This is a genomic window from Synechococcus sp. RC10A2, assembly GCF_047502605.1.
The window spans coordinates 15344-37044 of the sequence record NZ_JANSHP010000096.1 but is presented as its reverse complement, the minus strand read 5'-3'; the positions used below and the strand labels follow the sequence as shown (position 1 = coordinate 37044).

The 21701-nt window shown below is 61.4% G+C and carries 20 protein-coding genes; 8 read left to right on the top strand and 12 right to left on the bottom strand.

Annotation, left to right across the window (positions count from 1 at the left end; translation table 11 throughout):
• The first annotated feature begins 328 nt into the window (after window positions 1–328).
• From NW848_RS13040 to NW848_RS13025, 4 genes are all read left to right on the top strand, one after another.
• Window positions 329–1315, top strand: coding sequence for a pentapeptide repeat-containing protein (locus tag NW848_RS13040; protein WP_168173314.1), 987 nt, complete (start codon window positions 329–331; stop codon window positions 1313–1315).
• A gap of 126 nt (window positions 1316–1441) precedes the next feature.
• Window positions 1442–2938 carry a sensor histidine kinase gene (locus NW848_RS13035; protein WP_240527965.1) on the top strand — a complete coding sequence of 499 codons (1497 nt, stop codon included), beginning with the start codon at window positions 1442–1444 and terminating at the stop codon, window positions 2936–2938.
• Window positions 2939–3033: 95 nt separating this feature from the next.
• Window positions 3034–3813 (top strand): sensor histidine kinase, encoded by a 780-nt coding sequence (locus tag NW848_RS13030; RefSeq protein WP_011429685.1) that lies wholly within the window; start codon window positions 3034–3036, stop codon window positions 3811–3813.
• Between the two features lie 64 nt (window positions 3814–3877).
• The gene (locus NW848_RS13025; protein ID WP_414390766.1) at window positions 3878–4615 is read left to right on the top strand and encodes a response regulator; all 738 of its coding nucleotides are present in this window, start codon (window positions 3878–3880) and stop codon (window positions 4613–4615) included.
• A 21-nt stretch (window positions 4616–4636) separates the two neighbouring features.
• On the opposite strand, the gene NW848_RS13020 is transcribed toward NW848_RS13025, so the two are convergent.
• The 8 genes from NW848_RS13020 to rnc form a co-directional block, all read right to left on the bottom strand.
• Window positions 4637–6283 (bottom strand): DUF3352 domain-containing protein, encoded by a 1647-nt coding sequence (locus NW848_RS13020; protein WP_414402352.1) that lies wholly within the window; start codon window positions 6281–6283, stop codon window positions 4637–4639.
• A gap of 96 nt (window positions 6284–6379) precedes the next feature.
• On the bottom strand, window positions 6380–6913 hold the full coding sequence (locus tag NW848_RS13015; protein WP_240527720.1) for a ribonuclease H family protein: 534 nt from the start codon (window positions 6911–6913) through the stop codon (window positions 6380–6382).
• A 383-nt stretch (window positions 6914–7296) separates the two neighbouring features.
• On the bottom strand, window positions 7297–8397 hold the full coding sequence (locus NW848_RS13010; protein WP_099835615.1) for a phosphotransacetylase family protein: 1101 nt from the start codon (window positions 8395–8397) through the stop codon (window positions 7297–7299).
• Between the two features lie 198 nt (window positions 8398–8595).
• Complete coding sequence (locus NW848_RS13005) at window positions 8596–10002, bottom strand: TrkH family potassium uptake protein (RefSeq protein WP_414508642.1); 1407 nt, start codon at window positions 10000–10002, stop codon at window positions 8596–8598.
• A gap of 62 nt (window positions 10003–10064) precedes the next feature.
• Window positions 10065–10724: a potassium channel family protein gene (locus NW848_RS13000; RefSeq protein ID WP_011429691.1), complete on the bottom strand. Its 660-nt coding sequence runs from the start codon at window positions 10722–10724 to the stop codon at window positions 10065–10067.
• Window positions 10725–10800: 76 nt separating this feature from the next.
• Window positions 10801–12147 (bottom strand): ATP-dependent protease ATP-binding subunit ClpX, encoded by a 1347-nt coding sequence (gene clpX, locus NW848_RS12995; protein WP_011429692.1) that lies wholly within the window; start codon window positions 12145–12147, stop codon window positions 10801–10803.
• 542 nt (window positions 12148–12689) lie between these two features.
• Window positions 12690–14711 (bottom strand): NAD-dependent DNA ligase LigA, encoded by a 2022-nt coding sequence (ligA, locus tag NW848_RS12990; protein ID WP_011429693.1) that lies wholly within the window; start codon window positions 14709–14711, stop codon window positions 12690–12692.
• A 237-nt stretch (window positions 14712–14948) separates the two neighbouring features.
• Window positions 14949–15674, bottom strand: a complete 726-nt coding sequence (gene rnc / locus NW848_RS12985; protein ID WP_011429694.1) for a ribonuclease III — start codon at window positions 15672–15674, stop codon at window positions 14949–14951.
• Between the two features lie 91 nt (window positions 15675–15765).
• Between rnc and NW848_RS12980 the strand changes: the two genes are divergently transcribed.
• A complete protein-coding gene (locus NW848_RS12980; protein ID WP_011429695.1) occupies window positions 15766–16098 on the top strand; it encodes a hypothetical protein in 333 nt (110 codons plus the stop codon).
• Window positions 16099–16155: 57 nt separating this feature from the next.
• Here the strand turns inward: NW848_RS12980 and NW848_RS12975 are convergent, their stop codons facing one another.
• The 4 genes from NW848_RS12975 to NW848_RS12960 form a co-directional block, all read right to left on the bottom strand.
• Window positions 16156–16431 (bottom strand): hypothetical protein, encoded by a 276-nt coding sequence (locus NW848_RS12975; RefSeq protein WP_041438897.1) that lies wholly within the window; start codon window positions 16429–16431, stop codon window positions 16156–16158.
• Between the two features lie 87 nt (window positions 16432–16518).
• Window positions 16519–17595 (bottom strand): A/G-specific adenine glycosylase, encoded by a 1077-nt coding sequence (mutY, locus tag NW848_RS12970; protein WP_414346862.1) that lies wholly within the window; start codon window positions 17593–17595, stop codon window positions 16519–16521.
• Window positions 17596–17681: 86 nt separating this feature from the next.
• Window positions 17682–17819 carry a hypothetical protein gene (locus NW848_RS12965; protein WP_041438154.1) on the bottom strand — a complete coding sequence of 46 codons (138 nt, stop codon included), beginning with the start codon at window positions 17817–17819 and terminating at the stop codon, window positions 17682–17684.
• 361 nt (window positions 17820–18180) lie between these two features.
• A complete protein-coding gene (locus NW848_RS12960; protein WP_041438159.1) occupies window positions 18181–18540 on the bottom strand; it encodes a CHRD domain-containing protein in 360 nt (119 codons plus the stop codon).
• Between the two features lie 404 nt (window positions 18541–18944).
• Between NW848_RS12960 and NW848_RS12955 the strand changes: the two genes are divergently transcribed.
• The 3 genes from NW848_RS12955 (at window position 18945) to NW848_RS12945 (ending at window position 21674) form a co-directional block, all read left to right on the top strand.
• A complete protein-coding gene (locus NW848_RS12955) occupies window positions 18945–20105 on the top strand; it encodes a serine hydrolase (RefSeq protein ID WP_414402355.1) in 1161 nt (386 codons plus the stop codon).
• Window positions 20106–20207: 102 nt separating this feature from the next.
• Window positions 20208–20489, top strand: a complete 282-nt coding sequence (locus NW848_RS12950; protein WP_011429702.1) for an RNA-binding S4 domain-containing protein — start codon at window positions 20208–20210, stop codon at window positions 20487–20489.
• Window positions 20490–20990: 501 nt separating this feature from the next.
• Window positions 20991–21674, top strand: a complete 684-nt coding sequence (locus tag NW848_RS12945; protein ID WP_011429703.1) for a DUF2232 domain-containing protein — start codon at window positions 20991–20993, stop codon at window positions 21672–21674.
• Window positions 21675–21701 lie beyond the last annotated feature (27 nt).

Sequence of the window (21701 nt, the reverse complement as noted above, 5' to 3'; positions counted from 1 at the left end):
GCCCCCCTCTCCCAGTGGGAGAGGGGTGGGGGGTGAGGGATGCCGCTTCGCCGCTGCCAACATCCAAGACAGCGCCGGGCGCGAAAGCCCTGACCCTCCTCACCCTTGAGGGCAGAGATTCTTCGGAGTCCCGAAACGAACCTTCAAAGGCGCTGTCCAACCGCTCTGCTGTTACCCTGGCGGCCACCCTACTTTTTTGGTCGCGCCGGCGAGGCCAAGTCCTTTGCCTTCCCTAGAGCCGATAATGCTGGCGCTCCAGTGCAGTGTCTCGCTTTAGAATGGCCATGAGCGCGGGATCAGCTCTCTTCCATGGATTCTATGGATGCCAATGGATGCCAAAGATCTGCTCCGACTGTACCGGGCAGGACGGGTTAACTTTGCAGGCGAGAACCTGGCCGCTCTGGATCTGAGCCGAGCGGATTTGATCGGGATAGACCTTTCTCAGGCCGACCTGCATGGTATCAACTTGATCTTTGCCTACCTGGGGCGGGCCAAGCTGCAGAAGGCCAACTTGGTGGGAGCGAATCTCAGTGGGGCCAACCTCAGCCAGGCTGACCTGAGCGAGGCAGATCTCAGAGATGCGCATTTGCACGGCACCACGTTGCAAGGGGCGGACTTGCACGGGGCTAACTTGACGCTGGCTCTGTTGATCGACGCCAACTTGCTAGAGGCGGATCTGCGCTGGGCCAACCTCACCAGCGCCAACCTGGGGGGGGCTTGCCTGCGGGGGGCCAATCTCCGTTTCGAGAGTCGCCGGGCAGCCGTGCTGCGCAGCGCCAATCTCAGCCGCGCCGACCTGAGCGGGGCCAACCTGGCGGGAGCGGATTTGACGCGGGCCGACCTAAGGGGGGCCAATCTCAAAGAGGCCAGTTTAATCGGAGCCCACTTACAGGGAGCCAACCTACAGCGGGCCTGTTTGCGCGGGGCCCTCCTCAGCAACGCCGACCTGAGGGGAGCTTCCTTTCTGGGCGGGGACCTACAGGGGGTGCAGATGGGGCGGGCCAACTTGAAGGAAGCCATGCTCAGCCAGGTCAACTTGGCGGAAGCCAACCTCAGCGAGGCAGATCTGGCGGGAGCCGATCTTTCCGCCGCCTGCCTGCGCTCGGCCAAGCTGGCGCGGACGGATCTGAGTCGGGCTAACCTGGCCGGGGCCGACCTGAGATCGGCCAGCCTGGTGGATGCCTATCTGGGCCGCACCAACTTGGAAAATGCCGATCTCCGCGAGGCCATCCTCACCCGCGCCGACCTCAGCACCGCCAACCTCGCGGGAGCCAACCTGCGCGGGGCGACTCTGCCAGATGGACGGATTGGGTGAGCAAGACGGGGATCCGCCCTGGAGAAGGTGAGGTTTTCCGCTGTCCTAGAAGCTTCACAACCGCTAGCCTACAGGGGAAGGGTGGGATCAAAGGGATCCGTGAACAGCCGCCGATTTCTGTCCTTGATGGAAGCCTTGTGGGCCGCTCTACCCTTGCCAGAATGGTTGCCGGGGGCGGGAGAGCGCTCTTGGCAGCAGACGGTGGCAGCCCTGCTCCAGCTATGGCAAGAGGTTGGACAGTTTGGCGTGGTGATCGGGGGGCCGGTCTCCTGGTGGCCCCCTTGGGTGGTGCAGGATCCCTTACCCCAACTGCCGCTGCCCATGGATGCGCTGCATCTTCCCCGCCACTCTTGGGAGCCGGCACGGGAACCCCCCTGGTTGTTCAGCCCGGATTTTTCCCCTGAGTCAATCCTCACCCCTGGGCAGACGGTGATCCCTCTCCTGCCGCGGGATCCACTGGTGGAGGAGCCTTTTCTGTTGCTGCTCACCCCTGTTTTTTCGGCAGTAGCTGCCCAGGGTCACCATCCCCACACCCGGCAGAGGGGGATGATGGTCTCTTTTGAGCCGGAGGTGATCCGACGAGCCTGGCAGAGCCTGGAGCAACGGGTTCAACAGGGCAGGCCAGACCGGCTGGCCGCTTGGCAGGAGTTGGCCCGCCACTATCCCCTGATGCAGCCGCATGTACGGGTGTTGGCCCGCTTCAGCAGCTTCCTTCTGCTGGGTAACCTGGCCGAGTTTGGATCCCCGCCCGCCCGCCTGCCCCCTGCCAGGGCAGAACAGGAGGCTGCCGCTGTGCCTCCACCGCCACCAGCAGCAAGGCAGATCCCGGCTTCTTCATCTTCCGCTTCCTCGCCGGCGCCTGAGCCTCCCGCCCACGGCCGCTCCTCCGCTCCCCAAGCCGAGCCAGAGCAAGCGGGCAGCCTCTCGGAGGCGGAGTTGTTGCGGGCTCTCATCCACGAGATCCAGACGCCCCTCAGCACCATCCGCACCTTGGTCAGCCTCATCCTGAAGCGGCGCGACCTGCCACCGCGGGTGCGGGAATACGTGGAGAAGATCGACCGCGAGTGCACCGAGCAAATCAACCGTTTCGGTCTGTTTTTCCAGGCCACAGAAACGGTCATGCCCGCTGCCACGCCAGGCGAGGGACGTCGGTTGCAACTGGAGCCGATTGCGCTGGTGGACTTGGTGCGGCAAAACCTGCCCCGCTGGCAGGAACAGGTGGAACGGCGGGGATCCCGCTTGGAGTTGGAGATCCCTGCCGAGCTGCCCGATGTGGTCAGCGATCCCAAAGCCCTGGAGGCGGTGCTATTTGGAATTATCGACCGCCTAGCCCGTAGTACTCCCGCTGGCAGCCGCATCCGCGCCCAATTGCTCAGCGCTGGCGAGCTGGTGAAGCTGCAGTTCCAGGTAAACACCCCCGAGGGGAGCGACACCCCTAGCCTGGAACTTAAGTCCCCTCAGCCAATTGGCCAGTTGTTGGTGGTGCAGCCAGATACCGGGGCCATTAGCCTCAGCCTGCCAGTAGCCCGAACCCTGTTCCGAGCTTTGGGGGGCTATCTCACTGTGCGCCATCGGGCTCGGCAAGGGGAAATTCTCAATATCTACTTACCCCGCCAGCTCTAGTCCGCCGGCCTGGAGCCGGTCTGAAGTGGCAAATCCCAGGGAGGATGGGGCTAGGATCGATTTGCTTGCTCCAGGAGAGTTGAAAGAGGGGATCCATGCCGAGAGCGAAAAAAGTTGCCGAACCTCACCCAGAGCCTGAGCCCGTCTGTGGGGGCGGGGATCCCAGGCCTGGCGGGGGGATCACTCTATCTGCCCAGCAGCTCTCCACCTTGCTCCACGAGATGCGCAATCCTCTAACCGCCCTGAGCACGCTGGCCAAGTTGTTGCAAAAGCGTCTGCCCCCCGACGATCGCAACCACTGGATTGGCCTGAGCATTGAACAGGAGTGCAAGCATCTGCAGGATCTGCTGGCGGAGCTGGAGCGCTTGGACGGGATCCCGGCTCCTCTCCAACTTCGGCCCCTCTCCTTGGCCGACCTGCTGCGGGAGTGGAGCCCTATTTATCAGGCCCTGGCGGAAGCGCAGGGACATCGCTTTCAGGCCGTTCTTCCCCCTTTCCTGCCGCCGGTACTGGCAGATCCCCGCGCCCTGCGCCAGGTGTTGGATAACTTAATCGACAACGCCTGCAAGTACACCCCGCCCCCCGGCGATATCCAGCTCAGGGTAGAGGTCAAGCCCGCCGAGGAAGCGAGAGGCTCAAGCGCCTCCTCTTGCCAGGAGGTGTGGATCGCCGTCTGCGACAACGGCCCCGGCATCCATCCTGAGAACCTGGAGCGGATCTTCGATCCGTTTTTTCGCGCCGATCCCTCCAAGCCGGGGCAGGGGCTGGGGTTGGCCATCAGCCGCGACTTGGCCGCCCAAATGGGAGGAGATCTCGAGGTGGAAAGCTCCCCCCAGGGCTCCTGCTTCCGCCTCAGATTGCTCACGGCCCAGTAGGGCTTAAATGGAGCAGGCATGTCTCTTCCAGCCAAAATCTTGAAAGCTATCCAGGAGCTGCACAATGGCCCCCTCCGCTCAAGCCAAATCCGAACCTGCCTCGGCACGGGCCCGCATCTTGTTGGTGGATGACGAGCCAGGCTTGCGGGAAGCAGTGCAAGCCTATCTAGAAGACAGCGGCTTTGAGGTGATCCCGGCTGCCAATGCCCAGCAAGCCCTGCAACTGCTCAGCACGACGCAGCCACAGTTGATTATTTCCGACATCATGATGCCGGGCATGGACGGCTACCAATTTTTGGCGCAAGTGCGAAAACTCGATCCCTACAGCCACCTGCCCGTGGTCTTCCTCACCGCCAAGGGGATGACCGCCGACCGCATCCAGGGCTACCGGGCCGGCGTCGATGCCTACTTGCCCAAGCCATTCGACCCGGAGGAGCTGGTGGCCATTGTCTCCAATCTCATCGAGCGCTCCCGCGCGGCCAGCCCCTCGGAGGTAGTGGCCCGCGAGCTGGCCTCGATTCGCGCCCTGCTATCGGAGCGAACTCTCCCCCCAACCATTCCCTCTCAGCCCCCCACCCCAACTCCTTTACCCCCACCGATTAAGGTGGAGCTGACACCACGGGAACAGCAGGTGTTGGAGAAGGTAGCAGAGGGTCTGATGAACAAAGAAATTGCCAAACAACTGCAAACCAGCGTGCGCAACGTGGAAAAATACGTCACCCGCCTCCTCAACAAGACGGGCACCAGCAGCCGCACCGAGCTGGTGCGCTACGCCCTCACCTACGGTCTGATCCGGTTGTAGCCCTCACCGCCGGCCCCTCTCTTACGGCTGTGGCTTGGGCGGCACCGTGACCAGCAGCTCCAGTCCAAGGGCGTGATCTCCGACGGGGTAGCTGGTGATCCCCAACCCATCGATACGGGTCAGTAGCTCGCGGGCCTCCGGCTCCAAGCTTGCCAGCCCACCCGGCAAAGCGGCTTCTAGCACTGTGCGGATGCCGCGCCAGTTGAGCAAAAAGTAGCCGTAGTTGGGCTTGGGCAACTGCTCGTAGAGGGTCTTCAGCGGCTCGGTTTGAGGGATCCAATTGCCCTGGCGTTGGGCAAGGGTTTGCAGCGCCGCCGTGCTGGTGGTAACCATCAGGTAGTTGCCTTCCCAAGACCGCACCAAGAGCGGACGTTTAAACAAGGGATCCGCCCAGGTGACCTGGCCCTCGGCTTCTGTTACTCGCGCGCCCGACTCTTGGGCCAGCCGATCCAACTGGGCCAGAGCTGCGTTGGCCTTATCTTTTTGGCTGCTCTCGACGAGCAAAGCCGCCCCCATGCCCTGCAAGAAGGGGTGGGCCTGGGCATCGGGCGCCACCAGCAGGGCCATCTCCCCGTCCAGCCAAGCCATCAGGTCTTGATCCAAATCCAGGCGGGTATTGGCCCGGAACTCGGCCCGCAGCTCATCCAGCAACTCTTTGGCCTGGGGATCCTTTTCCAGTTCAGAGACAACCGCTTGCCAGCGCTGGGCCACCTGCTGGGTGGTGATCACCGCCAGGGCACTGCCGGGCAGCCGCCGGATCAGCTCGCCCCGGGCGGTTTGCCACTTGCCCAGCAGCGGGGTTTGGGGATCCAGTTGGGTGAGCATGCGCATCTGCAGGCCCTGCTCCCGCCAGTGGGCGGCCATGGCCAGAGAGCGCAGCGGCTGCAGGGATCCCAGCTCTTCCGGATCTAGATCCGGCATCCAATCTTTAAAGGATGTGGGGTCGTCGTGGAGGGCCTGGAAATTGAAGTAGGCAAAAGCCAGGGTGCCCGGCTTCTGGTAGAGATCGCCCACGGCGGTGCGGAAACCTTCGGCGCGGCTGATGGGCTCCGCCTCGCCGCGATAGACAGCAATCGCCCGCTGCATCACCTTGGGATCGTTGGCCAGGGCCACGAAGCGGTTGCCAAACTCCGCCGTCACCCACCGTTCGCCCGGCTTGCCGTTGGTTTGCACGTAGAGAGTCACTCCTTGCTCTTGGCGCTGCTCAAAGTTGGCCCCTTCTGCCTCTGCCTGTTGCCGCACTTGGGCCAGAAATTGCCTGGACAGATCGGCGTTGCGGGTGCTGGCTCCCCACAGGATCCCAGGCACCGGCTCCGCCGCCCCTGGCACCAAATTGGGGATCACCACCGCCAGCGTAAAGTGATCCCCGGCCCAAGCTTGCATCTCTTCCCGAGAAAACTCCTGGCCAGTGCTGGCCCAAGCTTCTGCCGTCCAGCTTTCCCAACGGGCCAAAAGGTCAGGGTGGGTGCGGAGCGACTCTTCCGGTTTGGTAGAAAGGGCCAGCACCAGAGGTGCCGATTGGGGAACCAGCGCCGTCTCGGGCAGAACATCGCCAGGCAACTGCACCTGGGGTGCCCTGAGCTGACAGGATCCCAAAAGCCAAGAGCTCCCCACCGCCATCAACGTCAGGGAGAGCGGACGAGAGCGACGATAAAGTTGGGCCTGCATACCCCACCTGCAACGAGCCGTCCTCTTGAGCATAGGCGATGGACTTAGCCCCTGTCTGTGATCCCAGGCCTTCACCGAAGTATCGAAATAAATCAGCTACTTGGGTCGGGCGCGGGCGACCAGCTCATCCACATATTCGTTCCAGCGCAGACCCCGATGGGCCGGGATCCAGGCCACCCGCACCTGCGGGCACTGCTGCTTGAGTTGATACAGCTCCTGCACCAGATCCAAGTTTTCCACCGGCCCCGTGCGCCGCCGCCACCCCTGCGCTGCCCAGCGCTCCATCCAATCGTTGTAGGTCTGTACGCAAAGGTGGGAATCGCTGTAGATGGTGTCTATGCTGTTGCTCTGGGTGTCGCGACAATATTGCAAAGCCCGAATGAGGCCGGTCAATTCCATACGGTTGTTGGTGCTGGCGGGATCCCCTCCGTAAAACTCATCCACAATCTGGTCATCCTCAACCACCACCACCGCCCATCCCCCTGGCCCTGGATTGGGGGAACAGCCCCCGTCGGTAAAAATGCCACTAGGAGGGCAATCGGCCAGCCGTGGGGGAGGTGCTACTTGGCGGTTGCCCGGACGTAAGCTCTTGGCCATGATGGGATCCCTAGCCGACACCGGCAACTGCATTCTACCCCCTGGAGGGCCTGTCGGCGCCGTCGTGGCTGGAAAAGTATCTTTTCGCGCTACCGGCAGCATAAGCCTGTAGAGGCATCAGAAGCCGAGTTATTTGGCCAAACAGCGCGAATAAAAACCCCCAGAAAAGCTGGGGGAGGAGTGGTGTGTTGAGGTGATGAATACTTGCATGATATCTCTTGAAGCCGGTGGGTAGCCGCAAATGGCAAACGATCTCTGCGTTTTCTTGCAGAAATCATTGCAAACGGGAGCAAGCGCCAGACACTAGAAATCAGGACGGTAGAGAAAATCTGTTCCCCCTTGGTTACAGATAGTGTTTCTCATCTGAACATATGCCTTACTAAGGGCTAGATGTAGAGAAGCCCTAGATAACTTTTTTATGCACCTGCTGCCGACGCTAGGGATTGTGTCAGGCCCAGATGGGCATAAAGGCGGGAAAAGTCAAAGTTTGCTGACATTAACTCCTGGATGCAGCGAACCTTAACCTCCTCGTGCAGGCGGATCTGGCCGAAAACCCGCTCGATGCGATTGATAGTGGTGAAGGTATCCAGATCCACGGAGAGGATCGGCACTTCCAGTTCTTCGGCCCGCGCCCGGATGCGGGGATCCAGAGGCAGCTTGCCGGTCAAGATTAGGCAGAGGGTGGAGGTTTCCAGGGCGGCCAGTTGAATATCGGTGCGGTCGCCGCCGGTGATCACCGCCTTGTGCTCCAGCTTGCGGAAGTACTTCAAGGCGGAGTTGACGTTCATCGCCCCCACCGCGATGTCTTCGACCATCAAGTCCATCCGATCCGGGCAGCAGAGCACCTCGGCCTCCAGTTGCCGCGCCAGCTCCCCAACGCTGATGCTGCGCAAAATGCGGTGGGAGGGCAAAATGCCCAAAACCGGGATCCCTTGCGCCTCCAGAAAGGGTCGAACGATGGTCTTTGCCGGCTCCATCTGGTCGGGTGGCACATCGTTGAGCAGCACGCCGGCCAAATGGGATCCCAGTTGGCGGTGGGCAAAGAGAAGAGAATCGACCGCCAAAGGGGAATGGTAGCGGCTGATCAGCAGTACCTGAGCATCCAGGGCTTGGGCCATTTTGGCCAGGGAGAGGCCGAACAACTCGCCCTCGTAGAGATCGGCCGGGCCCTCTAGCAGGATCAAATCCGCAGCGGATCCCGTGGCAAACTTCAGCAGAGGGGCGACAGAGCGCGCGGGATCTGGCTCCCCCGGAGACTGCTGGATATGGGTCAGCAACGCCTCTTCGTCGAGCTGGAAAAGCATGGGTGGCATCTGGGTCAGCCGCAGCGTCTCCGCTACAAAGCGCATATCCGGGTCTATCCCTTCCGGGGATCCATCCTCCCGGGCGCAAGATCCGAGCGGCTTCCCATAAGTAATTTTCACTCCTTGTTGCTGCAGATGCTTGGCCAAACCCAAGACAGCCGCCGACTTGCCGCTGAAAGGTTCGGTAGAACCGATTAGGAGGAACTTGGACACGGAAAGCTCCCAATACGCAAGGGACAACGAGGGTGTAGCTGAGGTTACCTGTTACTCAGTCTAGCGGAGGCCGCTTGGGGGAAACCTCGGGGCTGCCTCCGAGGGAAGCTGGAGATTTCCCGGCGGGGCTGTGAGCTGGGGAACCACCTCCAACCTCTGCTCTCCCCCTTTGGATTTCCTTGTCCTCTGGTCAGGAGATTACCCGATTAAAATTGGCTCTTCCGGGTAGATCACCAACTGACGCGGTTGCTGCTGGGCCAAAGCCAGGACAATGGTTAACGCCCCCAGCCGGCCCCAGAACATCACCAAAACGATAATCAGTTGGCCGAACAAATTCAGCTCCCCCGTGAACCCCGTCGAGAGGCCACAGGTAGCAAAAGCGGAGATGACCTCGAAGAGCACCGGATCCAGCCTGCTGTGGTGGTGGGTAATTAAGATCAGCCAAGTTGCCAATAGCACCACGAACAGAGAGACGGTCAACACCGCTGCTGCCTTGCGCACCATCGAGGGATCCAAACTGCGCCCCGCAATCTGGGCGCTGGGCAAACCGCGGGCATAGCCCCACAAGGCCAACACCAACACTGCCAAGGTGCCGGTGGTGATGCCACCCCCCATGGAAGCCGGAGCTGCCCCGATAAACATGAGAGCCATCAGCAACAACTGACTTGCCGGGGTCAAATCCTCAATGGGGATCCCGGCAAACCCAGCAGTGCGGGCCGAAACCGACTGAAAAAATGTCAGGCCCAAGCGGCGGGGCCAGCTTACCTCCTGCAAGGATCCCTGGGGCAAGCTCTCGGCCAAGAACATCCCCAGTCCGCCCGTGCAGAGCAAGACCACCACCACGACCAGGGTGATGCGGGTGTGCAGAGAGGGGCGGTGGCCCCGGGGCCAAGTTAGCAGATCCGACAAAACCGGGATGCCCAAGCCGCCGATAAAAATCAGAGCCGCCAAGATCGCCAGCGACAGGCCATCCGTAGGGATCCCTTCGGCGCCAAATAGATCAAACCCCGCATTGCAAAAGGCCGAGACCGCGTGAAAAATCGCCAGAAAAACTGCTCGCTCCGGCCCGTAGAGATCCCGCCAGTGCACCCAGAGCAGCAAAGCTCCGCCCAGCTCAATCAGGGTGACCCCGATCAACACCCGCCGCGTCAATTCGAGAATAGCCCCCGGATCGATCAGGCCCAGCGAGTTGCACAGCGCCAAGCGGTTGAGCAGGGAAATGCGCCGCCCGAGCAGTTGAAAGACCACCACCGCCAGCACCATGAAGCCGACCCCGCCAATTTGGATCAACAGCAGCAACACGATCTGGCCGAACAAAGTGAGATCCTCCGCCGCCACAATCGTCGAGAGACCCGTTACGCTCAGGGCGGACATGGCCGTAAACAGCGCCTCATTCCAGCTCAAGGGATCCCCGCGCCCAATTCCCGGCAGCATCAGTAGCAAAGTCCCCACCACCGCCAGCAGGCCCAACCCCGCGACCAGGCGCAGGGGCGGCGGCAGCGGGCGACGCCTGTCCCCAAAAAAGAGCCGGTGTAAGCGACTGGCCGGGATCCAAGGGGACTGAGGCAGCGTCGGGCGAGGGGTTCCTGAAGATCGGGGAGACACCCATCCCTCAGCCCCCTCGGGTTGCGGCGGCGGGACGCAGCCCTCTCTCATCGGATCCCCCGTTACATCTCGTTCAGCCGCGAGATGTTGGTATTGGCCCCCAGCACCACCAGCAGATCCCCCTTCTCCAGCAGGTAATCTGCCGGGGGAGAAACCACCAACGATTGTTTTCGCTTCACCACCAAAACTGTGATGCCGAAGCGGCGACGCAAGTCCGACTCCGCCAGCGTATGGCCCACCAGCGCCTCCGGCACCTCCAGCTCGGTGATGCTGTAACCCGGCTCCAGCTCCAATTGATCTAGGATCCCTGGTGCCGTCAGCACCTGAGCCAAACGTCGCCCCGCCTCCTGCTCCGGCAACACCACCCGATCCGCTCCCACCCGCAAGAGAATCGAGCGTTGCCGCTCTGTCGAAGCCTTGCAAACCACGTTGCGCACCCCCAAACTCTTGAGGGCCACCGTCGTCAACAGATTGCTCTCGAAATCGCTGCCGATGGCCACCACCACGGTGTCGAAGGAGAGAATATCCACCGCCCGCAGGGCATCCTCATCGCTGGAATCCAGCGCCACCACCTGCGTTAGCTGATCCGCCAGACGCTGCACAATCTCCCGGCTGCGGTCGATCCCCAAAACATTGTGCCCTCGCTCCATCAGCGTGAGGGCCAAGCTCGTGCCGAAGCGTCCCAGACCGATCACCGCATACTCGCGATCCGCCCGCCCCATGCGCCCCCTTGCCCTTCCTTGCAAGACCAAACACTGATCATATGCCGACGCAGCGGGATCCAGCAGGGCTGTGACCCTAGGCAGACTCAGGTTTAGGCAGGGTGGAAGGGTGAGGGATCAGCTCGTGCGTGGAACGGCGCTCCACCATCTCGGCCGTGATGCGCACGTATTTGATATCCCGGCGAGAGGGAACCTCGTACATCACGTCCAGCATTAGCTCTTCCACAATGGCCCGCAGCGCCCGCGCCCCCGTTTTGCGACGGTAGGCTTCCTTGGCAATGGCAGAAATGGCAGCCGGCTCGAACTCTAGCTCCACCCCGTCCATGCGCAACAGCTTCTGGGCCTGCTTGAGGATGGCATTTTTAGGCTGCGTCAAGATGGCCTCGAGGGCCTTCTCGTCCAGGGGATCCAGGGTAGCCACCACCGGCAGCCGCCCTATGAATTCTGGGATCATGCCGTACTTGATCAAATCCTCCGGCTCCAGCGCCTTGAGGGCATCGGCCAGGCGTTGCTCACGGGTAACTGCTAGCTGCTCCCCTGGCTTGATAAAGCCCATCGACTTTTTGCCAATGCGCTGCTCGATCACCTTCTCCAGGCCGACAAAAGCGCCCCCACAGATGAAGAGAATGTTGGAAGTGTCGATTTGAATGCAGTCTTGGTAGGGGTGCTTGCGCCCTCCCTGCGGAGGCACGTTGGCAATAGTTCCCTCCAGCATCTTCAACAAAGCCTGCTGCACCCCTTCGCCGGAAACGTCGCGGGTAATGGAAGGGTTTTCGCTCTTGCGGGCAATTTTGTCGATTTCGTCGATGTAGATGATGCCGCGCTGGGCTTCTTCCACATCCATGTCCGCCACCTGCAGCAGGCGCAACAGGATGTTTTCCACATCTTCGCCGACGTAGCCGGCTTCGGTGAGGGTAGTGGCATCGGCAACGGCAAAGGGCACATCCAACATGCGGGCCAGGGTTTCGGCCAGCAGGGTTTTGCCGGAGCCGGTGGGGCCAATGACCAAAATGTTGGACTTTTGCAGTTCCACCTCATCCAGCTCCGCAGCTCCGAGGCTGTTGGGGTTGGCCTTAGCAGCCAGCCGCTTGTAGTGGTTGTAAACCGCCACCGACAGAACCTTCTTGGCCTTCTCTTGGCCAATCACGTACTGGTCAAGGTAGCGCATGATCTCGCGCGGCTTAGGCAACTGTGCCAGAGAAGGCAAGCTGCGAGAGGATTTTCTAGGGGTTTCGCGACGGCTGGCAGCAGGGGCTGTGGCAGGTGGGGTATTGCCGTCGTAGAGTTCCTCCTCCAAAATCTCGTTGCACAGCTCCACACACTCGTCGCAGATGTAGACCCCCGGCCCCGCAATCAACTTACGCACTTGATCCTGGGACTTATTACAGAAGGAGCATCTCAGGTGGGAGTCATGCTTGGCCATGGGATCCTCGTTGCTGTTTGCTCTTGGCTATTGTGTTCGGCGAATTCCAGGAAAGACAGGACGCTCTGGTGCTGCTTAAACGTGGGGCGCGGCCGCAGAGGCGTAGGAATACTGAAGGGACAGAACTTACTGACCTACTAGTCTAGCACTTCCTTCCAGCTTGTGGGCTTCCTAAGCCGGCTGTAGAGGATAGCTCTGCGGCGATTGGATAGAAAGTTGATAAGAAAACCGCCCGACTCGACGTCGAGCGGCGGATGGTGTGAGGAGTGAACGGAAACATGCGTCTCCGCTACTCTCATGATAGTGGAATGTTCCTAACTCTGGCAAAGACGGTCGTCGGAAGCAAGTGGGCTTTTTGGTTCGGTTGGATACCCTCTGGAGCGGAACCAGGGTAGATCTTGAGCACCAAAAAGGGGAAGGGACTGTCCGTGTTTCGTCCTCTTCCCCCTCTGGCGTCCACTCCTCACAGAATCGCATGATAAACCATCGCCAGGGCGAGGACAAGCCGGCCTTCCCAAATTTTTTCTCGTCAAGGATGGAGATCACTTCGGATCCAACGCCAGCAGCTCCGCCTCGCTCAGGAGAGGGATCCCCAAAGCCTGGGCCTGCTTGAGTTTGGAGCCGGGATCCGACCCTACCACCACATAGTCGGTTTGGCGGCTGACGCTGGCGGTCACTTTGCCGCCGCGGCTTTCAATCCAAGCCTTGGCCTGCTGGCGGGAGAGAGTAGGCAGGGTGCCGGTGATGACAAACTTCTTCCCAGCCAGAACCTGGGAGACGGCAGGGGCCGCTTGCCGGGGCAGGGCAGGGATCCCCAGCTCCCGCAGCTCCTGCAGCAACTTCTGGTGGGCGGGATCGGCAAACCAGGCCACCACCGCCTCGGCAATTTCCGCCCCTATCCCGTAGATTTGGGCGATGTCTTCAGCCCTGGCCTGGGCCAAGAGTTCTGGGGCGGGGAAATGCTGGGCCAAAATCTGGGCGGTCACCACCCCCACATGGGGGATCCCCAGCCCGTAGAGCACGCGCTCCCAGGGCTGTTGACGGGAGCGCTGGATGGCCTGCACCAGCTTCTGGCTGGAACGGGATCCCATCCCCTCCAGGCTCTCCAAGTGTTCCGGGGTGAGGCGGTAGAGATCGGCCACGGTGCGCACCCCCAGCTTTTCTACTAACTGGGCCACCCGCTTTTCCCCCAGGCCCTCGATATCCATGGCGTCGCGGCTGGCCCAGTGCTGCAGTTGCCCCCTGATCTTGGCCGGACAAGCTGGGTTGGGGCAGCGGGTTATCGCCTCGCCGGCAGGGCGAACCAAAAGGGTGCCGCACTCGGGACAGTGGCTGGGCAGGCGGTAGGGAACGGCATCGGGGGGGCGCAGCTCCTTGAGGATCCCCACCACCTCAGGGATGATCTCCCCGGCCTTGCGCACGATGGCGGTGTCGCCGATGTGGACATCCAGCTCTTCCAGGCGATCGGCATTGTGCAGGCTGGCGCGGCTGACGGTGGTGCCCGCCAGAAGAACCGGCTCCAGCTCCGCCACCGGCGTGACGGCTCCGGTGCGGCCTACGCTGGCCACGATGGCGCGAATGCGGGTGGGGACTTCCTGGGCAGGGTATTTGAGGGCAATGGCCCAGCGGGGGAATTTTTGCGTAAAGCCGGCCTCCTCTTGCAGCCGCAGGGAGTTGAGCTTCACTACCACACCGTCACAGGCATAGGGAAGCTGGGCCTGCCGCCACCGCTCGTAGAACTGGACCACCTCCTCGAGGCCCCGGCACACCTGGGACAGAGGATTGACGGGCAATCCCAGGTCTTTTAGCCGCTGCAGACACTCCCACTGGGTTTGGGGGGGATCCCCGCTTGGCCACCCCTCCGGCCAGTGGAGGGCATAGGCGAAGAAGCTGAGCTTGCGGGCGGCAACCACGCGGCTATCCAACTGGCGCAAGGTGCCGGCGGCGCAGTTGCGCGGGTTGGCAAAGGGGGGATCCCCGGCGGAGCATCGCTCCCGGTTGATGCGCTCGAACTCAGCAATGGGGAGATAGGCCTCTCCTCGCACCTCCAGGACCGGCGGGGGAGCGGCGGTTGCCAAGCGCAGGGGAATAGAAGGGATGGCGCGGATATTGGGGGTAATGTCCTCACCTGACTGTCCATCGCCGCGGGTGGCCCCCCGCTGCAGCAGCCCATCCACATAGGTAAGAGCCAGGGCAGCGCCGTCAATTTTCAGCTCGCACACATATTCCAGCTCCCCTTCCTCAGGGGTGCGCCCCAGAACCCGCCACAGGCGCTCTTGCCATTCCTTTAGCTCTTCCAGGTTGAAGGCGTTTTCCAGACTGTAGAGGGGGATGCGGTGGGAAACGGTGGGGAACTGCTCGGCGGGCTTTTCCCCCACCCGCTGGGTGGGGCTGTCGGGGGTGATGAGCTCGGGGTAGGCCCGCTCCAGCTCCTGCAGCTCGCGGTAGAGGCGGTCGTAAACGCTGTCTTCCAGAATGGGGGCATCGTGGACGTAGTAGGCAATGCTGGCCTTCTGCAGCAGAGCGCGCAGCTCGCGGGCGCGCTGTTCCAATTTTGGATCCATACTCTTGTTGCACCGTTGGCTAGGTCTAGCTTAGGTTCAACGCTCTCATCTCTCTCAGGCTGCCGCTGCTCTGCCCCCTTGTCAGCCTAACCCCCAAAAAGCTGGGCAATGCAGATCCCAGCTTGCAGTTGCAGGCGAGATGAGGCGAGAACTCCCCGTAGAAGCGGGCTGGCGGTGCCGGAAGCAGAGGCCGGCTACCACAGCGGTTGCCACCCATGGAGCGCCTCGTAGTGGCGCCTACCTTATTTCCTGCGACTGCAAGTGCCCGTAGGCTTGGGCCGCAGCGGCCATTTCTGCCGCCTTTTTGGAGCGCCCCTCGCCGCGGCCCCAACATTGGCCGTGGCCCCAAACTTCCATGGTGAAGTGCGGCGGGTGTTCCCGGGCAGCCACCAGACGATATTCCGGCAAGGTGCCCCATAGGCGTTGGGTCAGTTCCTGCAGCGCGGCTTTCGGGTTGCGCCGAGTGGGATCCTGGAACCACTGCTCCACCCGTTGGCGAAAGTAGGGATCCAGCCAAGGATGCAGCCGGGCCAGGGTGTGCATGCCCCAGCTCAGGTATAGGGATCCCAACACCGCCTCAAAAGCATCGGCTAAGCGCCGCTCCCGTCCGGCCAGGTCGTTTTGGGAGCTGGATCCCACCTCAAGGTAGCGCTCTAGGCCATGCAGATCCGCCAGTTCCGCCAGGTGGGCATCGCTGATCAGATCCGAGCGAACTGCGGTCAGCTCTCCCACCGACAAGTGGGGATAGGACTGGAACAAGAACTCAGTGGCCAAAATGCGCAGGACAGAATCCCCTAAGAACTCCAGCCGGTCGTTGTTGCGCTGGCCATCCAGAGAAGGGTGAATCAAAGCTTGATCCAACAGATCCCAGCGCAGTTGCTCCAGCCAGGCGGGATCCTTGAACCCCAACCGGTTCAGCAGGTGCTCTAAGGCGCGGCGACGAGGTGGGATCGGCTCAACCATAAAACCTGCGGCAAAATCTCTACACCTAGAATGCTCTCAGTGCTCACCTTGTGCTACAGGAGTAGTATAAGCCTTTGGAGAGGATCCCTGCATGCATGCCCACGCCCACCCTCGCACTCCCACCACCGAGATGGAGGTGACCAGCATTCGTCTGGAGCGGGAACTGAAGCAACGACTGAAGGCGTTGGCCGGCGGCCAGGGCTACCAGGCCTTGATCCGCGAAATTCTCTGGGGCTATGTCTTGCGCCACTCTCAAGAGGCTGCCACCCTCACCGCCGAGGATATTCAGGCCAGTTTCCCCGCCACGGCTCAGCGGCCCCAGCGTTGCGCCCTCACTGGCCAGGCCATCCAGCCACAGGAGCCGATGCTGCTGGGGTTGACTACGGACGGGAAATTGGTTCCCCTCAGCCCTGCCAGCCTCTGATTCTGGAACTCGAGTTAGTCCAGAGAGCCCTGGAGCAACCGACTCGACCGGCTTCTGCTAAGTTCCGCGGATTTCTCGATATCTTCTGGCGCGTTCTTCGGCGGGATCAGGGGCTTGCGCCTTGGCAACGGCCTCTTGCAGTTGTGCCATCACTGCTTCTGGGGGGTCGGCAGAGCGGACGACGTAGAACATCAAGTTAATGGCTTCGGCGGCCGTCAGCTTAAGGTTCTCTTTTCCTTTTGGCACCAGCGCGATCTTGCCGTCTGTTGTCGTAATCGCCGTATGGGATCCTTTGGCAAGAATCTCCCCAGCTTTTTCCAGAGTGACAAGCATATCCGTGCCTCACCTCAGCAGGACACCTATCATCCTATCGGATGTCTTGTGCGAGCAAAGCCGGAGGGATTTAAGCAGTTTGGCGGATTATAAGAGATGCCCTCGCGCTTCCAGCCAAGCGTACAGGTAGGGAAATAGCTTTTGGTTGGCTGCCGGAAAGGGAAATTGCGACAGCTCCGCCGGCTCGACCCAGCGCACTTCGCTGCATTGCAGGGCTTGAGCTTCTCCGCGCAAATAGCGGCAGATAAAAGCAATAAGGGTGATGGTGAAATGGGTGTAGGCATGTTCGATGGTGGCCAGCGGAGCCACCACCTCAATGTCGATGCCGATTTCTTCTTTCACCTCCCGCACCACACACTCCGCAGGGGTTTCTCCCGGCTCGATTTTGCCGCCGGGGAACTCCCACAGGCCGCTGAGCATGGAGCTTTCCAGCCGCCGATCGATGAGGATCTCTTTCCCTCGCAAAACGATGGCCACCGCGATCTGTTTGTGAGGGCGCGAGGGACGGGGCTCAGACATAGGCAGGTGTTGCTGTTGACCTCGATTGTAGGCAGCGCAATCGGCCTGCCAAGGACATTGGCCACAGCGAGGCTGCCGGGGCCGGCAGATGGTCGCGCCCAAGTCCATCAGGGCCTGGTTAAAGGTGCGCGGCTGCTCGGGATCCAGCAACTGCTGCGAAAGCCGCCACAACAGGGGCAGACAACGGGCCGGCGGCTGGGGCAAAGCCACCAGGCGGGCCAACACCCGCTTGACGTTGCCCTCCAAAATCGGCAGGGGCAGGTCAAAGGCGGCGCTGAGAATGCCGCCAGCGGTGGTGCGCCCGATCCCCGGCAGCGCCAGCACCTGCTCCAGATTCCTGGGAAACTGGCCCCCGTGTTCCTGCATCAGGATTTGAGCAGCTCTGTGCAGATTCAGCGCCCGCCGGTAGTAGCCCAGCCCTTCCCACAGTTTCAGCACTTGTTGCTGCGGAGCCGTCGCCAACTCTGGGATCCCGGGCAGAGCCTCCATCCAGCGCTGAAAGTAGGGGATCACGGTTGCCACCTGGGTCTGTTGCAGCATCACCTCCGCCACCCAAATGGCATAGGGATCCCGCGTGCGTCGCCAGGGCAGATCTCGACCCTGCTGGCAGTACCAACGCTGCAAGGACTGCCGCAGGCGCTGCAAAACTGCGCTGCTCCAACCTAGCGACTGCTCGCCAGCAACCGCAACCTCGGACTCTCTTCCAGTCCGTCGAGAAGGAACCTGGGATCTCAAGCCGCGTAAGCGAAGTGCAACGCCCACCAGATCAGGGCCGAGACCACCCCCGCCACAATGCTGGCCGAGATCAGAACCACAATTGGGCTATCCGCCCCCTTGAACCTCATAATGCCGCGGTTGTAGTCAGCCATTGTTGCCTCCCACCAGCTTCGGCTTTGGGGTGTCGAGGATCTCACTTGGGATACGTGTCGCGATGGGGAAACTCCGTTATCGACCAACCCCCTCATCTCTAGGATAGCCAATTTGGCCCGGATCCGAGCCGCCCCCCAAAGAGGGATCCCCGTCGGGCAAGCCCTACCGCCTCCGCTGGTCGCAAAAGTTAGAGCACAGGAGCCGCCCAGGCAGAGGCTTGGGCAGCCAACTTCCCTGCTATTTAGACAACCTGCCGACGGCGGGGCCCTGCAAGAGACAGTCCACCCGGCCCAGCAGGTATAAAAGGTGCCCTCCCAGGGCTCCGCGCCGCCTAGGCGGCTGAGAAGTCGCCTCTCAGGTTTAGCGAGGGAAAACCACCTGGGCCCGCAACTCGCCGGCAGGATTGGCTTGCGTATGGATGTTGAGGTAGTAGGCCCCGGCCAAGAAGCTGGAGACCTGCTCAACAGATAGGGTACGGGCGGTTTGGTTTAAAGTGACCACAGCACTGCCGCTGGCGGAGCTGGGCACCGCTACCGGCGGTACTTCGGCAGCAGGAGATAGGGTCAAGGTAGCCGTAGAGACTACAGCTCCCGGCGCAGGGGTCGCCGAGTTGCTGCTCCCGCAGCCGCTGAGAAACAAGTCAGCAGCTAGGCAGACGCCCCAAAAAGTTTTGAAGACAAAACGAGGCCGCAAGGCCGAATCCAGCAAAAGCGTCAACAATATGGAAAAAGCTCCTCGGTCGGAGAACAAGCCACCTCAAGTACGGAGCAGGCCGAGCTTCGGATTCACCCTCGGAGAACAAGGTCGCGATTGCCTGAGGAGTTGCCCCTGTTTCTCCGCGATCTTCTTCTCGAGGGGCTTCCCAAGAGGTCGAAGCAGCCCGACTGCCGACTCAGGAGGGGTGGAGGGCCGGAGATGGCCAAGCTCCAAAGCTCTCCCTCGCCAAACTTTCCCAGGCCAGGTTCGCCGATCTGTGGGTTTAATTGAACCGGGCTCGCCGGCGCAAGTTCAGTAAAATTGTCGCGATATCGGTCATCAAGACCTTCGTTGGGGCAGTCGTTCTTATGGCGAGGACAGGGGAGGGGAAAGGCAGCAGCTTAGCTCGAGAAAGGTCTCGGGATCCGGTGCGTCGTCAGCGCCGCTTCACTCAGGCTGCCTCCCCTTCTCGCCACTTGCTGCCTGCTCCGGCTGCCGAGGGATCCCTCTTGGCTTCCCGCCCCCAACCGCTGCGCCTCTCTCGCCAAAGAGCCATTGCCCGGATGCGCCAACGAGCTGCCCAGCCTCGCTGCCTGAGGCGGTCTCCGGCCCTGTTGGAGGTGTTGCTGCGAGGCCTGGGCCTCAGCCTGATGTTGGGCCTGACGATGGCTGGCCTATCGCAACTGCTGCAATCGACCACTCCTGCCCGGCCAGAACAGGATGCGATGCAGGAGCTCCCCTCCACCTTGCCCACAGACCTGTTAAGAGGACAGGAAATCCCCGCTTTGCAGGAGCGCTTGGCTGCTCTGGCCGATCAGCCGGGCCTGACAGCAGGAGCCCTGTTCTGGGAGGTGGAAAGCGGCGCCTTTGCCGGGGTGAGGCCGGATCAGGTTTTTCCTGCCGCCAGCGTCATCAAGATCCCGATTCTCCTGGCTTTTTTGCAGGCAGTGGAAACGGGTCAGGTGCGGCTGGACGAGAGGCTGACTTTGAGAGAAGACCTCAGGGGCGGGGGAGCTGGCGTATTGCAGACCCGTCCCCTCGGATCCCGGGTCTCTGCTCTGGAGGCAGCTACCCTCATGAGCACCATCAGCGACAACTTCGCCGCCAACCTCATCATCGATCGCCTCGGCGGTCGGGAAGCCCTCAACCAAAAGTTTCGCCAGTGGGGGCTGCAGCACACGCAAATTTCCTGGTGGCTGCCGGATTTGGAGGGCACCAACACCAGCAGCCCGCGCGACATGGTCTGGCTGCTCAGCCAGGTGGAGCAGGGGCGAATGCTCAGCCGCCGCAGCCGCGACCGCTTTTTGGACATCCTCTGGCGCACGCAGCGGCCCTCCTATTTTCGCCCCAACTTGGGCCAAGAGGTGCGCATTGCCCACAAGACGGGAACTCTCAGGTCGGTGGTGGGAGATGCCGGCATACTCGATTTGCCCAACGGGCGACGCTACGTGGCAGCAGTGTGGGTAAAGCGGGAAACTCCCAACGATCCCAAAGCCGAAGAGCTAATCGCCAAACTCTCCCAGGCTGCCTATGAGTTTTGGTCTGCCGAAGGCGAGCCCACCGCTTCGGCTGCTGCCGATAGCCCGTAGCCCTAGGGGATCGCCCATCCCGGCAGAGCAGCAGCGTCAAAATTAAAAAGTTGGATCTTAAAAAGTTGGATCAGCCAACATCCAAGCCAGAACGGTGAGGTTATGGCCGAGACTCTTCCCCCTTCCCAAGCTCCTCCAGCAGGGGATCCCCTTATCAAACTGGATCAATTTCTCAAGCTGACGGGAGTTGTGCCCACCGGCGGGCAGGCCAAGCAGCTCATCCAGGCGGGGCAGGTGCGGGTCAACGGCGAGGTGGAAACCCGGCGAGGGCGCAAGTTACGCCTGGGGGATGAGGTGGCAGTAGCGGGCCAAGTTTGGCAGGTGGGCTGGGATGGGAAGAGGATCCAGAGCTCTGCCACAGGGGGAGGTCGGGTCTGCCTCTAGTCAGTCAGGGTTTTGCTGAGAAAAACTGTTCGCGTCAGCGGGACGGCGTCCTTACGTTTCAGGGATGCTCAAGAACCACAAGTTGGTAGGCAGCATTGCTGACTGTGGGTTCTATGAGTTTCGGCGACAGCTAGAGTACAAGTGCAAGCTCTAGAGCTGTCAGTTGGTTGTGGTGAACAGGTTCTTCCCTTCCAGCCAACTGTGTTCAAGGCCTACGGCCCGCTGCCGCGAACGACGGGAAGTTACGCCTGTGAAGACTCCTCTGCCCCCCTACATCCCCCCGTATACGGGGGGACTAAGGGGGGGTTGGGCAACCAACGAGGTATGGGTCGTGGAAGTAGAAAGGAAGCAACGACGCTGGACAAAAGTTCGTTTTTGTTTAGCGTTGTGTAAGTCTTGCGGAGCGGCAAGGTCAAGTAGCCGAGCCCTTGCTCCCCAACTGCAACCAACTCCACAACCGCTGACCTAAGCTGGGAACAGTTTTCTTTTCTTTTTCTCGCTGTGCCTGCGTCCCCTCAGCCTCCTGTGCAGCAGGATTTTCCTCCCTTGCCCCCGCCACCTCCCCGCTCTCCGGCTCTAAGGGTGGTGGAGACAGCTTTCTTAGCCAGCACTGCTGCTTTGATCTGGATCTTGAGCTACACGCCGCTGGCCCCGTTTATGCGTCTGTTTTTCCCCATTCCGGTGGCGCTGGCGGTGATGCGCTGGGATCCCCGCACCGGGGCGATGGCGCTGGCGGTCTCTGCTCTGTTGCTGACGGTGCTGATGGGGCCCACGCGCAGCATTCTCTACGTCATTCCCTACGGCCTGCTGGGCTACTGGTGTGCCCGCCTATGGCGGCGGCGCCTTTCCTGGTATGTCTCGGTGGCCAGCGGCGCTGCCCTCAGCGCTTTCGGCCTCGTTTTCCAGTTGCTGCTCTCCTCGCTGTTGGTGGGGGAAAACCTCTGGACTTACGTCACCATCCAACTCACCGGCTTGACCAACTGGCTGCTGGATGTGTCTCTGGCCAGGCTGGGCGTGTACTGGGTGGCAGAACCCTGGATGGTTCAGGTGGTGGTGGCAGGGTTTATCGCCTTTAACTCCCTGGTCTACGTCTTCACGGTGCATTTGGTGGCAGCTCTGGTGATGGAGCATTTCCGCTGTCCGCTGCCGCCGCCGCCGAAGTGGGTGCAATTTTTGCTGGATTAGCAGCCGCCTATACCTCTAAGGTGACTA